A 13783-nucleotide genomic window follows, 5' to 3' on the forward strand; every position below is an offset into this window, starting at 1 on the left:
CACACCAGAGTATAGAAGTCTGCCCCGATCCTGTCATGCGGATTACCGCAACAGTTTTGCGGGAACCCGCAAGCTTTGCGCGCATCCTACTCTTAACCTTTCGGACCTGCCGGGGAATCTTTTCGACATCGTCCCGGAGGAGCGGGCGCGGTATTTGTGCGGCGGATCGGCCGCCGAGGGAGGAAAGAATGACACTCAAGGCCATTATGCTCGGCGCAGCCGCCGGGATCACGGTATTCGCAGCCACTAACGTCGTGGCGGACACATCGGACAAGCGCATCGCCTTGTCCAACAACTATGCCGGTAATTCATGGCGCCAAGCGATGCTGGAAAGCTGGCAAAAAGTCGGAGAGGCCGCGGTTGCAGACGGTAAAGTTGCTTCCGCTGATGCCTTTACGACGTCCGAAAACCAGGCCACCGAGCAGGCTGCGCAAATTCAAAACATGATCCTGCAGGGGTATGATGCGATCATGATCAACGCGGCCTCGCCCACAGCGATCAACGGCGCCGTCAAAGCTGCCTGTGACGCCGGAATTACCGTTGTATCCTTTGACGGTATCGTACAGGAACCCTGCGCATGGCGCATCGCCGTCGATTTCCAACAAATGGGTCGCGAACAGGTCAAATACTTGGCTGAACGCTATCCCGAAGGCGGTAACCTGCTTGAAATCAGGGGCTTGGCAGGCGTTTTCGTGGACGATGAAATCAGCGCCGGCATCCATGACGAAGTGAAGAACTCCAACTTTGAAATCGTGGGTTCGGTCCATGGCGATTGGGCTCAAGATGTGGCTCAGAAAGCCGTTGCGGGTATTTTGCCCAGCCTGCCCGAGATTGTCGGTGTCGTGACCCAAGGCGGTGACGGCTATGGAGCTGCACAAGCCATCGGAGCCACCGACCGGGCAATGCCAACCATCGTCATGGGTAACCGGCAGGATGAGCTGCAGTGGTGGTCAGATGAAAAAGCCGCAAACGGTTATGAAACGACTTCGCTGTCGATTGCACCCGGTGTCAGCACCCTGGCTTTCTGGGTGGCGCAGCAGGTTCTGGACGGAAATGAGGTGCCCAAGGACCTTACCGTTCCCTTCCTGGCTATTTCACGGGACGAACTCGCAGACGCGTTGAAAACCACGCCGAAGGGTTCGGTTGCGAATGTCGAATACTCCTTGGAAGATGCCAAGGCCGTGATCGCTTCGTCCAAGTAAATCGATGAAAGACATGCAAACGATATCCGGCGCACCTGATGCGCCGGTTGTCGCGCTGGACGCGGCCCATATGTCATTTGGGCCAGTTCAGGCGCTTCGGGCCGCGTCGATCGAGATCAAGGCCGGGGAATGTGTTGGTCTTGTTGGCCACAATGGCGCCGGGAAATCAACGCTGGCTAATGTGATCAACGGGCGGTTAACCCCAACAAAAGGTGCGGTTCGGTATCGGGTCTCGGACCCCGCCCATAAAAACAGTGAAAACGCGCAAGCGTCCGGAGTGCGTAGCGTGTTTCAGGAACTCTCGCTTTGTCCAAATCTGACGGTTCTGGAAAACCTGCGGATCCCGTATCGCAATATGCCGCGCAAAGGCTGGCGCAAAATCGCGTCGCAGAAAATGTCGGACGCGCTGGACCTTGTCTTTCCCGGCCATGGCATTCGCCCTCGCGCCACAGTTGGCGATCTTAGTATTGCCGAACGCCAAATGGTCGAAATCGCCATCGCTTTCGCCGACCGCGACAGCGAGCCCAGTCTGGTTATTCTGGACGAACCAACCTCGTCGCTGGATGCGGCAATCGCTCAGCAGTTGCTGGACCATATCAAGCGTTACTGTTCCGAGGGCGGAGCGGTTCTGTTCATTTCGCACATGATGGGCGAAATTTTCGACGTCTCAACCCGCATCGTGATCATGAAAGACGGTCAGATCGTGGATGACAAGCCGGCACAGGCGTTTACCCGTCAATCCATCGTTGACGCAATGGGGCATGTCGCACCAGATGACGACGCGCAGGGCAGCCCGCGATCCGAACGGGAGCTGGGACCGGTCCTTGTCAGCTCTGCTATAGGGCTGAACGCGCGCCGGGGCGAGATTGTGGGTTTGGCCGGTCTGGCCGGGCATGGGCAGGCCGAAGCGCTGGCTCAGATCTTCTTTGACCATTCCTCCGTCTGGAAATCAGGCAAGCGCCCCGAGGTTGTTTTCGTGGCCGGTGATCGCGCCCGAGACGGTGTGATGCCCCTATGGTCCATTTTGCGGAACCTATCTTTGACGACCTTGCCAGAGTTCAGCAAGCGCTGGATGGTAGACCGACCGGCCGAGTCGGGGCTGGTTCAGAAATGGAAAGACCGTATCGGAATTCGCACAGACAACCTGCTGAACCCGATATTATCTCTGTCCGGCGGCAATCAGCAAAAGGTCCTGTTTGCCCGTGCGCTTGCATCCTCGGCCCCTTTGGTCGTGATGGACGATCCGATGCGCGGCGTGGATATCGGAACGAAAAAAGAAGTCTATCAAATGATTCAGAACGAAGCCGCCAAAGGCCGCAGTTTTCTTTGGTACTCAACCGAGACCGACGAAATCCTGGAATGTGACCGGGTCTTTGTGTTTCGCGCTGGCAAAATCGCTGCAGAACTGGTCGGTGATGAGATCAGCGAAGAAAACATCCTGCATGCCTCATTCGAAATGCAGGAGGCAGTGCAATGAGCGGCGATCGTCTACGCCTGGCCCTGCCGGTTTTGTCGCTTGTCGTATTGTTGGGGGCCGTGTTCTATCTGCAGCCCCGCGCGATGAGCTATTTTGGTCTGAACCTGCTGTTCAATCTTGCCATACCAGTGGCTTTGGCCACCATCGCCCAGATGATGATCATCATGGTCAATGACATCGACTTGTCCATCGGGACGTTTGTTAGTTTTTGCGCCTGCGTTACAGCGACATTTGTCCATGACACCCCTGTCATAGGCTACATGATCCTGGCCGCAGCCATCTTGGCTTACGCGCTGCTGGGTGCACTGATCCAATTGCGCGGTTTGCCCGCCATCGTTGTTACGTTGGGCATGTCCTTTGTCTGGGGAGGCCTAGCGGTCTTGATCCTGCCATCCCCCGGTGGAGCGTCGCCGGAATGGCTAAAAACACTAATGAGCCTGAAGACTCCGCTGGTTCCGATCGCCGTTGTTGCACCACTGTTCATTGCATTGGCCGTGCACTTCTTGATCAAGCGATCTTGGGTCGGAGTGATCCTACAGGGTGTCGGCGGAAATGACCGTGCAATGGAACGTGCAGGATGGTCGTTGGTGCGGTTGCGAGCCTCGGCCTACGGGCTGGCGGGGCTGTTTGGCGTACTTGCAGGGATGTCTCTGGTCGGGCTGACAACCGCCGCGGATGCCAATATCGCGCTGCGTTATACGCTGTTGTCGATAGCTGGCGTGATTCTCGGCGGCGGAGAATTCGTCGGCGGTCGCATTTCTCCTTTCGGGGCCGTGATTGGTGCTTTGACTTTAACGCTGGCCGCCAGTTTCCTGTCGTTTCTGCGCCTGTCACCGGACTGGCAGATTGGCGCGCAGGGCGCAATCCTGATCCTTGTTCTTGCCGTTCGGCTTGTCTTCATCCGCAAAGGGGCCGTTGCATGACCAACAACGCATCAGAACCGATGACCGCTGCAACTCCTGTCCGCGCGTTACTGAGCAAACCCTGGATTTGGGCATTTCTTGCGGCTGCCATTACCTTCGGCGCCACCAGTCTGATCGCCGGATCCGGGGCCGGATCGTTGTTTTACGCCGCCCTGACCTTTGCGTCTTTTTCGGCCATTGTAGGCATTGGTCAGATGTTGGTTATCACTTTGGGGCCCGGCAACGTGGACCTGTCCATTCCAGCTTCGATGACCTTGGCAGCCACGCTTGCCTTGAAATTCATGGACAGTGAAACCGCGATGATCTTGCCCGGGCTGCTGGTCGCAATCGGGGTTGGTATCGGCTGCGGGGTCATTAACTTTGGCCTGATACTGTTGCTGCGTATCCCGCCCATTATCGCCACGCTTTCAGCCTCGTTCCTGTACCAGTCGCTTGCGATCTGGTCGAACCGGGGCCTGCGGATCAAACCGCCCGAACCGTTGGCAGAATTCGCAACCGGTGGCGCACTTGGTATTCCGAACATCGCCGTAGTCGGCATCCTGTTGGCCATCCTCGCATGGGTCGTGTTAGAGCGCGCAATTGCCGGCCGCTGGATTTCCGCAATCGGTCAAAACCTGCGCGCCGCCCGTCTCAGCGGAGTGCCCGTCAACGCGGTACGTTTTGGCGTCTACGTGAACTCGGCCGTCTGCGCTGCACTTGCGGGGTTTTTACTCGCCAGCTTCTCGGGCGGGGCCAACCTGAACATGGGAACCGAATACATGTTGATGTCGATTGCCGTGGTCGTGATCGGAGGATCATCCATCGGTGGCGGCAATTCAAATGTGCCCGGTATCTGGGGTGCCGCTCTCTTTATGTTTTTGATCGTCTCAATGCTGAACTCGTACGGGCTAGGGGCCGGAATTCGGTTGATCCTGACCGGTGTCGTTATCGTCGGGGTCGTCGCATTGGCCAGTCGCAAAGGATACGATGTATGACCCTTTCGCAGACATATGAAATTATACGCCCGGAATTTCGCGATCTGATCCACACTAATGTAGGGCTTTCCCGAATATCTGCGGGACATATATGGACTGAAGGTCCTGTTTGGTTTCCTGCTCATAATCTGCTGCTGTTTTCAGACATTCCGAACGCGCGGATATGTCAGTGGACACCCGACGGAGGGGTAAGTGTTTACCGGCAGCATTCGGACTATGCCAACGGCAACACCCGCGATCCGATGGGTCGTCTGGTAACCTGCCATCACGGAACCAGATCGGTGATCAGGACCGAGCACGACGGCAGCAGGTCTGTGATTGCGGATCGCCACGCGGGGAAACGCCTGAACTCTCCCAACGACGTGGTCGTGCGACAGGATGGTTCCATTTGGTTCTCGGATCCAACCTATGGCATACTGTCAGACTTGGAAGGGTACAAAGCCGAGCCCGAACAGGACGGCAGTTTCGTGTATCGTGTCGATCCCAATTCGTTTGAAATCACTGCGGTCACGAAAAGCTTTGTCCAACCAAACGGGCTGGCATTTTCAAAGGATGAAACCCGTCTTTTCATCGCGGAGTCCGGCAGCAGCCACGATCCATCTGTACCGTCTGTTTTTCGCGTTTTTGATGTGGGTGAAGATGGTAATCTTGCGAACGGCGCTGAGTTTTGTGAGATTGACAACGGCCTTCCTGATGGGCTGCGTGTAGATCGACACGACAATATCTGGTGCTCGGCAGCGGACGGGGTTCATGTATTTTCTCCTGACGGTGATCTGCTAGGAAAAATCAGAGTGCCCGAAACCGTTGCCAACCTGACTTTTGGTGGAGCGCGGGGAAATGTTCTGTTCATCACCGCATCGACGTCCGTCTACTCGATCTTTGTCAATTCGGCCGGAGCCAGACCCTAGTCTATAGGGCCTTTGAAACCCACCAGCATTTTGGCGAACTTACCTGTTTTGCCCGCAACCTTGATGTTGTTGAGGGCGACGACGGCTTCTGTGTTCTCAAGACCCGTGCCGCTCGCGGTACACAACTCGTGCAGCAACTCAAGCAGCCCACCTAAATCTCGTGGCACATCGTCGGGCAGGTCCACCAACATCCAGGACAAGGCGCGTCTGACCGCCTTGCCGTGCTGAGCGGAAACAACTGCCACCTCGGCCAAACGCTTGGTCCATCGCCGCAGCGGCAACGCTGCGAAAAAGACAAGCTGACGGGCGGCGGCACCGAATTCGGTCGGACTGAACGTCCTCTGCGCGATGATCGTCGCAAACGCATCAACCGAGCTTGTTCCGATCCCTTCATCAGCGCTAGCCAAATACCAAGCCAACATTGCGTGAGACATCGGACCGGTGTTTAGTCCCGGTCTGAAGAAAGGGTCCAAAAACATCAGACAGAAATGGTTGGTTAACTTCTGGTCGAGTTCCAACTCGAAGATACCAGACAGAAAAAACAGTTCTGATTGCGAGGGCCTCAGTAGACCGACCCACGGGCTTGGGTGAGTGAACCAACTGACACCTGGATCACCAAGATATGTGTGCGCAAGCTTTGCCGGCACAGCAAAACCCAATTCTCGGGGTAAATGCTTGGGTATCTCAGGCGAAATGTCCACCCGCGGCATAGGCCAGAAATATTCGTCGATCCGACGAATTTCGGCGTGGAACGTATAAATTGCTGGTACACCCGCTCCGGGAATGGAGTGTCCGACTAACTTCTGCACTGCGGGATCAGGTCTGCATGGCAGCCGTGAAGCCCAGGCAAGCGCCCATAATTGCGGATCTTTCTCGGGAATGTGATCTGCGCCCATTGCGTAGGCCAGGGCTCTTTCTTCCTCGGTTTCGGGCGTGAAATCCAAAAGGGCCGCTTCGCGATCCTCTGGCGCGAGTCGCATTAGCGCCAACTTAAAATCCGCCTGCCCCGGAACCAACTTCTTCTGCCGGTACTCATTCATACGCTGGATCAGCTGTTGCGGAGCCAGGTATCCACGATTGTCGGTCGGAGCAGACAACATGGGTACCGATAGACCGGCCTGCACAAATGCCAGCAGTTCAGCAGAACGCGCAGAGAACATACCAACAAAGCTGTCTGGATCGGTTCCCAAAGGAATATGACCCGAGTATCGGGGCTGCAGGGAGGGTTCTATTTCCGCCACAAAATCGCTATCGCGCGCCCACGCGAGCGCGGTAGCTGCAATAGGAATCTGCAGATGGCTTCTGCTTTCAAGCCCGGCATCAATCCCCCGCGCCCTCAACTGGTTTGCCCGCTTGGCCAACGGATTCAGCAAGGGCTCTGCTGACGCTCCATACCGTGCCATGCCATCCAGAGCACGCTCGGTCAGTACTGCATCATCGCAGTGTTCAAGCAGCGCCAAAAACGTTTCAACAGCTTCTTCCGCCGAAGCAACTGGAACGACGTCTTCGAGCACTGGAGTTGGGTAAAGGGTTTCATTGGTTTGGACAGGAGCGTCTTGCAGATGAGCGGCAAGTCGAGTTTGAACAGTAGGGGCTGCCAGCTCCAGGTAATCCCGCATCCGAGCCTGTATTTCAGCATCTTTCACCTGGTCCAGTTCTTCGACCAAATCAAGCGCCAGCGCCTGAACCTCTCCGGCCTCAGATATCAGGGCCGAAACGGCGACTTTGGCCACATCACGCATGCTTTGGGGATGCCGTTTGGCACTGCTTTTCAATAGCTTTATCGCCAGTTTTGCCGATGATTTTTGCCGACTTTGAAGCGCCGGTTCGATAGAAGTCACAAGTAAAGCCGGGTCCACCCCCCCATTTGTGTCCATCCGTTTCAAAAACTTCAGGGCGAATGCAACAGTGGGTGGCACAGGGCTGCTCAGCAAGTCGAGGTAACGGTTTGCCCGGTGTGCAATCTCATCTTCCGTGGGATTCATAGCGACGTGGAACCGGGAATACCACCCAGCCCTGAACTGGCCAAAGTCCCGCTCTAACGCATCCAAGGACGCATCCAGAAGCCTTTGCCTGTCTAAAGTCCCGTCCCGGCTGAGTCCAATCAGTAAGTTGGCCCATGAAACATTTCGCCCACAGTACTTATCGCATGCGGCTAGGCTGAGGTCGCCGCCGCCTTCGACCTCAAAAAACCGCCAGACATCCTCGGCAAGAAATTGTGTGCGGGCCAATTCCGGTATGCCGGCCTGTCCAGCATAATATCCAAGTATGTAAGCATCAGTTTTGGGGATGGTGCAAAGCCCCTTGTTAACAAGGGCGTGGATTGTGGTGATCAATCGAGGGTTATCTTCGACCGCAGCTTCGGCCCACGCGTTCATCCAGCTTGGGTTCAGTACGGCAAAAACCTCCTCCAGCGGGATCGAACTTGGCAGAATGCACCAATCGCCGCAGCTGTATTCGGACGGGCGCGCCGTTGCCAAGACAGCCACGCCTAAAGCCTCCAAATCCTTGGCGAGATCAACTGGAGGTTTGAGACCGTTAAACCGAACGTCCCAGGCTGCTTTCTGCTGACGCTTTTGAACTTTCAGCGCAGTTGGAGCAAGTTTACGGCGGTCTTCTTCGGAAAGATCGGCCAGTGCCTTCAGCACACGCTTGGCCGACTTTTTCGTGACCAACCGGATGAAATCCGTTTCGTTCAATGCAAACGCTCCAACTCCATCTCTACTGCAAGAACATGCTTGCAGGGCCCCCGCGTCGTCTGATGTTTGGCGTACCACGGACAAGTACAACTGTATCCGTCTTGAGAGAGACGCACGCGGTGAGTGACATTTTCACTGACTACGTCGGCGCCAGTTTGCGACAACGTCACAGCCTTGCTGTCAAAAAGCGCCCGCGCGGACTTGAGACGAGGGTTGAGCGCCCGCAGACGCTCCAGACCAAACGGGAGCTGCCGGTGGAACCAGGCGTTACGAGAAAGGTCAAAACCAACTTGGCCAATTGCCGCCAGATGTGAGATCGCCTGACGAATGTCTGCGCCTGATACGCCACGTTCATGCCCCATAAACGCTAGGTCGAGACTATCTTGCCAATTCAAATGGGCGCGAATGATCGGAACGCAGCTGTTCGGATGAACCAAATCAGACAGCAACCGTCCATCCCCTGAAAAGCCGCGCCAAGGCTCTGCGTTCAATACCAACGTGAATCTCTGAGAGCCGAAATCCAACTCCCAGGCAGAGCTTCCAAGTGACGGGTTTCCATAAACATTCAAATATCGCGCTTTACTCGCCAGAGTCTCCAAAACACGTAAACGATGCGCCCCACGCAAAGGTACACTATCAGCGCTTTTACGCGTCATCGTTCGCACACGGTTTCCCGCGGCAGAAACCCAGAGCAAATGATCGGCTTTTGAACGCGGCAACGTACGCAAAAACCTTTGTGCCGGCACGGACGGAAGGGAAAAAACCTTCTCCATACCTACAAGATGCCCTTGTACTTCGGCGAACCCTTTCAGCCAGCGCAACGGCAGCGGAACTTTGCGTTCTGTCACGCAGCCTTTTTCATGCGCAATATCTACAAAGGATGAACCGATTCCGATTGTTAGTTCGCTGCTCGGTTTCACCTGCGCCAACAGAGCACGCAATTCAGGCCCAAAATCCACATTCGTCGTGCCAGTTCTCCGCTTTTCCACCTCAAGCGACTCCTGCTCGAGGTCCAGTCGCGCATACACACTGCAACAGGCGGAAAACCCTTCAAACCGGACACATTCTCGCCCGACGGTCGCAACCGGGTCAGCTTCACGCAGGATTCGCGCCAGCATGGCCGGCGGAACATAGAATCGTGAACCAACAATTTCAGATATCGCGCGCAGAGCTTTTGCGGTTAGGTCCGGCTGAATGGCTTTCGCATTCAGATAAGTTTGCGCGCTTTCTGGTTGGCCTTTGTCCGAAACCAATCGCAGAAACTTGGCTTGTCCGGAACTCGCCAAGGACGAGCGGCCATCATAGCTATAGATATAATCGATTCCGCTCATTCCGGAGCCCTAAAAACCTGTCAAAGGATGTAAATACTCTGAGCAATGGTAGCTAGCTGAATGAAATCTTTGCAACCATCGCAACTCGGGATTTGGTCTTTTCTTTCAAATAACCCGAGCTCGATATATATACTTTTCTAATAAATGCGGATGTAAATTCAGGTTTTCTCAATGCTTAAATCCGAGCTCAGATCTTTCCATGCGGTTGCGACATTCCGAGGGTTCTCGGCTGCCGCGAGGGAGCTCAACATCACGCAACCTACGCTCTCGACACAGGTAAAAGACCTCGAAAGCCGCTATAATATTCAACTTTTCAACCGCGTTGGGCGTGAAGTACATCTGACCAACGCAGGCGAAGAATTGTTAGCCATTACATCGCGATTGAACCAGGCCGAGATTGACGCCGAAACGCTGCTAGAGTCGTTTCGGGGATTTCACGCCGGTCGCCTCAGCATTGCCGCGGTCGGTCCTTTTCATGCAACGGATATGATCGTTGCCTTCAAATCCAAATACCCGGCGATCGACATTGAGGTTTGGTTTGGCAATTCGCAAAGGTGTTTTGATCGGATTCTGTCCTACGACGCTGATGTCGCCATCCTGGCCGAAGTTCAATCTGACCCCCGAGTGACAACTCAGCTCTATAGCACACACCAGGTAGTGGCGTTCGTAAATTCCGACCACCCTTTTTACCATAAGGAAAGTATCTCAATTGCCGACCTTCACCGACAACGAGTAGTCCGACGCGAGGTCGGTTCCACCACGCGGCTGGCCATCGAAACCGAAACGGAAAAACGAGGAGTCGTTCTAGATCCAATTCTGGAGTTGGGGAGCAGGGAAGCTATTTGGAAAGCTGTAGAACAGGGTATCGGAATCGGCTTCGTCGCCGATTTCGAATTCGTTTCTCACCCCAATCTGCGCGCAATTCCGCTTAGAGATGTAAAGGTTGAGACCCGCTATTATCTGGCACATTTGAAAGAGCGCGGAGACTCTCGACTTGTCCAATCCTTCTTTAAAACAGCATTAGAAGCCAAGTGACGCTGGCTGCTTCCAAACCATTTCGGCTGGCTCATTTGTTGCGAACACCACGCTGTTTTCTGGCTTCAGCCTAGACTGGCATTTTCTCTTTCTGACCATCAGTCTAAGATGTGTCAAAGCTCTCAGGACCCAGGGTTCCGTTCGTGAAAAATGACTTAGTACCACCACCTGCCCCTCGCGAGGAGCTAAGAGCCGCGCGCAATCAGGGTGCAAAATTTTTGGCGCTTGCTTTCCTGTTCAGTGTGTTTGTCAACCTTTTGATGCTCACCGGCCCTCTTTTTATGTTGCAGGTCTACGACCGGGTGCTTGGTTCACGCGCGGTAGAAACCCTGGCAGCGCTTTTTTTGTTGGTCGCTCTGCTATATGCCCTGATGGCCATGTTAGACTATGCCCGCGGTCGGATTGTTGCGCGGTTTGGTGCACGGTTCCAATCCCAGTTGGATGAACGGGTGTTTGACGCGACTATGCGCAGATCTCTGCATCCACAAATCCGTGCAGCTCCGGCAACGGCCCTGCGGGATCTGGAATCCATTCAAAACCTATGCTCATCGCCGGTATTGCTTGCTGTGATGGATATCCCGTGGACACCCGTTTTTCTGGCGGCCATTTTCCTTTTTCATCCGCTGCTAGGATGGTTGGCCATCGCAGGAGGTGCGGTTTTGGTCGTCATCGCTCTGATGAACCAACAACTGACGCATCGCAAAATCGCCGCCGCACAATCTGCTTCGGCCAAGGCCAACTCATTTTCGGAACATGCCCGCCAAGCCGCTGAGATTGTGCGCGCTCAGGGTATGCAAACAGACATCACCAACCGCTGGCAACGACAGCGGACGGACGCATTGCAGCAAACGATTTCCGCCAGTGATTGGACGGGCAGCTTTTCATCTCTGACAAAGTCCCTCCGTCTGTTTTTACAATCTGCCATGTTGGCCCTTGGCGCGTTGCTGGTGTTGCGCAACGAAGTGACGCCAGGTGCTATGATCGCCGCGTCGATCCTACTGGGCCGAGCTTTGGCCCCGGTTGAACAGGCTATAGGACAGTGGTCGATGGTTCAGCGCGCCAGAACTGCATGGGTCTCATTGAATGAGTTCCTGCAATCTACACCGCCCGACGCTCTGCGCACAAAACTGCCCACACCCGAGGCCAATTTAACGGCCAAGACGGTCACGCTCATTCCGCCTGGCGCGGAAAGTCCGACATTGCGCAATGTCTCCTTGTCTTTGGAGCCGGGAAAAGCGCTCGGCGTGATCGGAAAAAGCGGGTCAGGAAAGTCAACACTGGCAAAGGCGCTTTTGGGCCTTTGGCGTCCCGTAAATGGCGAAGTCCGCTTGGGCGGGGCAACCTTGGATCAATACGATTCCGGCGAGTTGGGACAGCACATTGGATACCTGCCGCAGGATGTGACGCTGTTCAACGGAACCGTCTCGGAAAACATCGCGCGCATGTCCGAGAACCCGGATGCTCAGGCCGTGGTAGACGCCGCCAAAAAGGCAAATGCTCATGATCTGATTTTAACGTTGCCCAAAGGCTATGACACGTTTCTTGATGGCAATGACAGCCAGCTATCAGGCGGCCAGAAGCAGCGTATAGCTCTAGCACGCGCGCTCTATGGAAATCCGGTTCTGCTTATATTGGATGAGCCGAACTCGGCCTTGGATGCCGATGGAACCGAGGCACTGAACGCGGCAATTCGCGGTCTCAAGTCCGAAGGAAAATCCGCCATCATAATGACCCACCGCCCGCAGGCAATTTCAGAATGCGACGACCTGGTCGTTATTGAAAAAGGGCAGGTCGTGAAGTCCGGAAATCGGGACGAGGTTTTAGGAGCTATGGTACAAAATGCCAACGTGATCAAACGCGACCTTAGCAAAACGACTGTCAAGGTAACCCGAGAAAAGGCGAACGACTGATGCCGGACCAGGACGCAAATAATATACGGCCTGTCTGGCGCATAACTTTCCCTGCTATCGTCGGGTTTGTTGCCTTGGCGATCCTAGTTGGAGGGTTGGGTATATGGTCGGTTCGTACACGGCTTGCCGGTGCCATCGTGTCTCAGGGTACCATCGAAGTAGAAAGCAATCGTCAGGTCGTTGAACATCCTGACGGCGGCGTCGTCGGAGAGCTTTTTGCCCGCGACGGAGATGCGGTGGATAGCGGCGACTTGCTGGTGCGGCTTGATGATACTTTCCTCACCTCTGAAAAAACCATTGTCGAAGCGCAGCTGTTCGAGCTTCTGGCGCGCAGAGCCCGTTTGGAAGCCGAACGCGACGGTGTTTCTATCGACAACCTTGCGGCGCAGTTGCAAGAGCTTCAAATGCAAGAAGGTTTGGCCGATGACCTTGTCTACGGACAACAGCGTCTGTTCGAAGCGCGCCTAGAAACGTTGACTCAACAGACCGGACAATTGCGCAACCAGCTTGTTCAGATTGAAAGTGAGATCAAAGGCAACGATTCTCAACTGGCTTCCCTGCGCCGTCAGATGGAGCTGATTAACGAAGAACTGGAAGACCAGCAAAGCCTGTTTAAACGTGGTTTGACCCCTGCAAGCCGCGTTCTAGCCCTGCAGCGTGAACAGGCTAGCCTGACCGGGGAAATCGGACGTCTTGAGGCATCCATCGCGCGACTTCGGGGGCAGATCGCTTCGACGGAAATCGAAATCGTCGAGTTGACCGCGACACGGCGAGAGGAAGCCATCGCAACCCTGAGGGACATTCAGGCCCAGATCGCAGAACTTGCGGAAAGGAGATTGTCGTTGACCGTTCGCTTGTCGCGCCTGGATATTCGGTCTCCGGTCACCGGCACCGTTTATGGGAGCGAGGTATTTGCATTGCAATCGGTGATCCAGGCAGGTGAGCCTATGATGTATATTGTGCCACAAGACACACCGTTACTGGTTGCAGCAAGAGTGGATGCAATCCATGTGGATCAGCTGCATGTCGGGCAACCCGTTCTGCTGCGCTTCACAGCCTTTAACCAACGTGAAACGCCGGAAATTGCGGGCAAGGTGATCAATGTGTCGGCAGACACCTTCACTGACGAGGCAACAGGTCAAACCTTTTACCGCGCTGAAGTAACACCCGATGACGGCCAGGTCGAACGTCTGAATGGCCAGGAACTGCTACCGGGTATGCCTGTTGAGACTATGATCAAGACGGACGAAAGAACGCCCCTTTCCTTCCTCGTCAAACCGCTATCAGACTATTTCAATCGAGCATTCCGAGAATGACCTGGGAA

Annotated in this window: 10 protein-coding genes; 8 read left to right on the top strand and 2 right to left on the bottom strand. The window is 55.0% G+C overall.

The window, feature by feature from the left end; genetic code table 11:
• Positions 1 to 188 precede the first annotated feature (188 nt).
• Genes AC2FNR_RS03195 through AC2FNR_RS03215 form a run of 5 tightly spaced genes read left to right on the top strand, consistent with a single transcriptional unit; the run spans position 189 to position 5484 of the window.
• On the top strand, positions 189 to 1202 hold the full coding sequence (locus AC2FNR_RS03195) for an ABC transporter substrate-binding protein (protein ID WP_496847962.1): 1014 nt from the start codon (positions 189 to 191) through the stop codon (positions 1200 to 1202).
• Positions 1203 to 1215: 13 nt separating this feature from the next.
• Complete coding sequence (locus AC2FNR_RS03200) at positions 1216 to 2679, top strand: sugar ABC transporter ATP-binding protein (RefSeq protein WP_496847963.1); 1464 nt, start codon at positions 1216 to 1218, stop codon at positions 2677 to 2679.
• Positions 2676 to 3602, top strand: coding sequence for an ABC transporter permease (locus AC2FNR_RS03205; RefSeq protein ID WP_496847964.1), 927 nt, complete (start codon positions 2676 to 2678; stop codon positions 3600 to 3602). The genes AC2FNR_RS03200 and AC2FNR_RS03205 overlap by 4 nt, the downstream gene beginning before the upstream one ends.
• Positions 3599 to 4576 carry an ABC transporter permease gene (locus AC2FNR_RS03210; RefSeq protein ID WP_234899476.1) on the top strand — a complete coding sequence of 326 codons (978 nt, stop codon included), beginning with the start codon at positions 3599 to 3601 and terminating at the stop codon, positions 4574 to 4576. The genes AC2FNR_RS03205 and AC2FNR_RS03210 overlap by 4 nt, the downstream gene beginning before the upstream one ends.
• Entirely contained in the window at positions 4573 to 5484 is a 912-nt protein-coding gene (locus AC2FNR_RS03215; RefSeq protein WP_496847965.1) for an SMP-30/gluconolactonase/LRE family protein, read from the top strand. The genes AC2FNR_RS03210 and AC2FNR_RS03215 overlap by 4 nt, the downstream gene beginning before the upstream one ends.
• On the opposite strand, the gene AC2FNR_RS03220 is transcribed toward AC2FNR_RS03215, so the two are convergent.
• Both AC2FNR_RS03220 and AC2FNR_RS03225 read right to left on the bottom strand, forming a co-directional pair.
• Positions 5481 to 8183 (bottom strand): DUF6493 family protein, encoded by a 2703-nt coding sequence (locus AC2FNR_RS03220; RefSeq protein ID WP_496847966.1) that lies wholly within the window; start codon positions 8181 to 8183, stop codon positions 5481 to 5483. The genes AC2FNR_RS03215 and AC2FNR_RS03220 overlap by 4 nt on opposite strands.
• Positions 8180 to 9514, bottom strand: coding sequence for an SWIM zinc finger family protein (locus AC2FNR_RS03225; RefSeq protein ID WP_496847967.1), 1335 nt, complete (start codon positions 9512 to 9514; stop codon positions 8180 to 8182). Before AC2FNR_RS03225 ends, AC2FNR_RS03220 begins: the two co-directional genes overlap by 4 nt.
• A 171-nt stretch (positions 9515 to 9685) precedes the next feature.
• On the opposite strand from AC2FNR_RS03225, the gene AC2FNR_RS03230 reads away from it, so the two are divergent.
• The 3 genes from AC2FNR_RS03230 (at position 9686) to AC2FNR_RS03240 (ending at position 13775) form a co-directional block, all read left to right on the top strand.
• On the top strand, positions 9686 to 10549 hold the full coding sequence (locus AC2FNR_RS03230; RefSeq protein ID WP_496847968.1) for a LysR substrate-binding domain-containing protein: 864 nt from the start codon (positions 9686 to 9688) through the stop codon (positions 10547 to 10549).
• Between the two features lie 143 nt (positions 10550 to 10692).
• On the top strand, positions 10693 to 12459 hold the full coding sequence (locus AC2FNR_RS03235) for a type I secretion system permease/ATPase (protein WP_496847969.1): 1767 nt from the start codon (positions 10693 to 10695) through the stop codon (positions 12457 to 12459).
• A complete protein-coding gene (locus AC2FNR_RS03240) occupies positions 12459 to 13775 on the top strand; it encodes an HlyD family type I secretion periplasmic adaptor subunit (RefSeq protein ID WP_480868393.1) in 1317 nt (438 codons plus the stop codon). The genes AC2FNR_RS03235 and AC2FNR_RS03240 overlap by 1 nt, the downstream gene beginning before the upstream one ends.
• Positions 13776 to 13783 lie beyond the last annotated feature (8 nt).

The sequence above is a fragment of the Ruegeria sp. SATB045 genome, assembly GCF_059613525.1.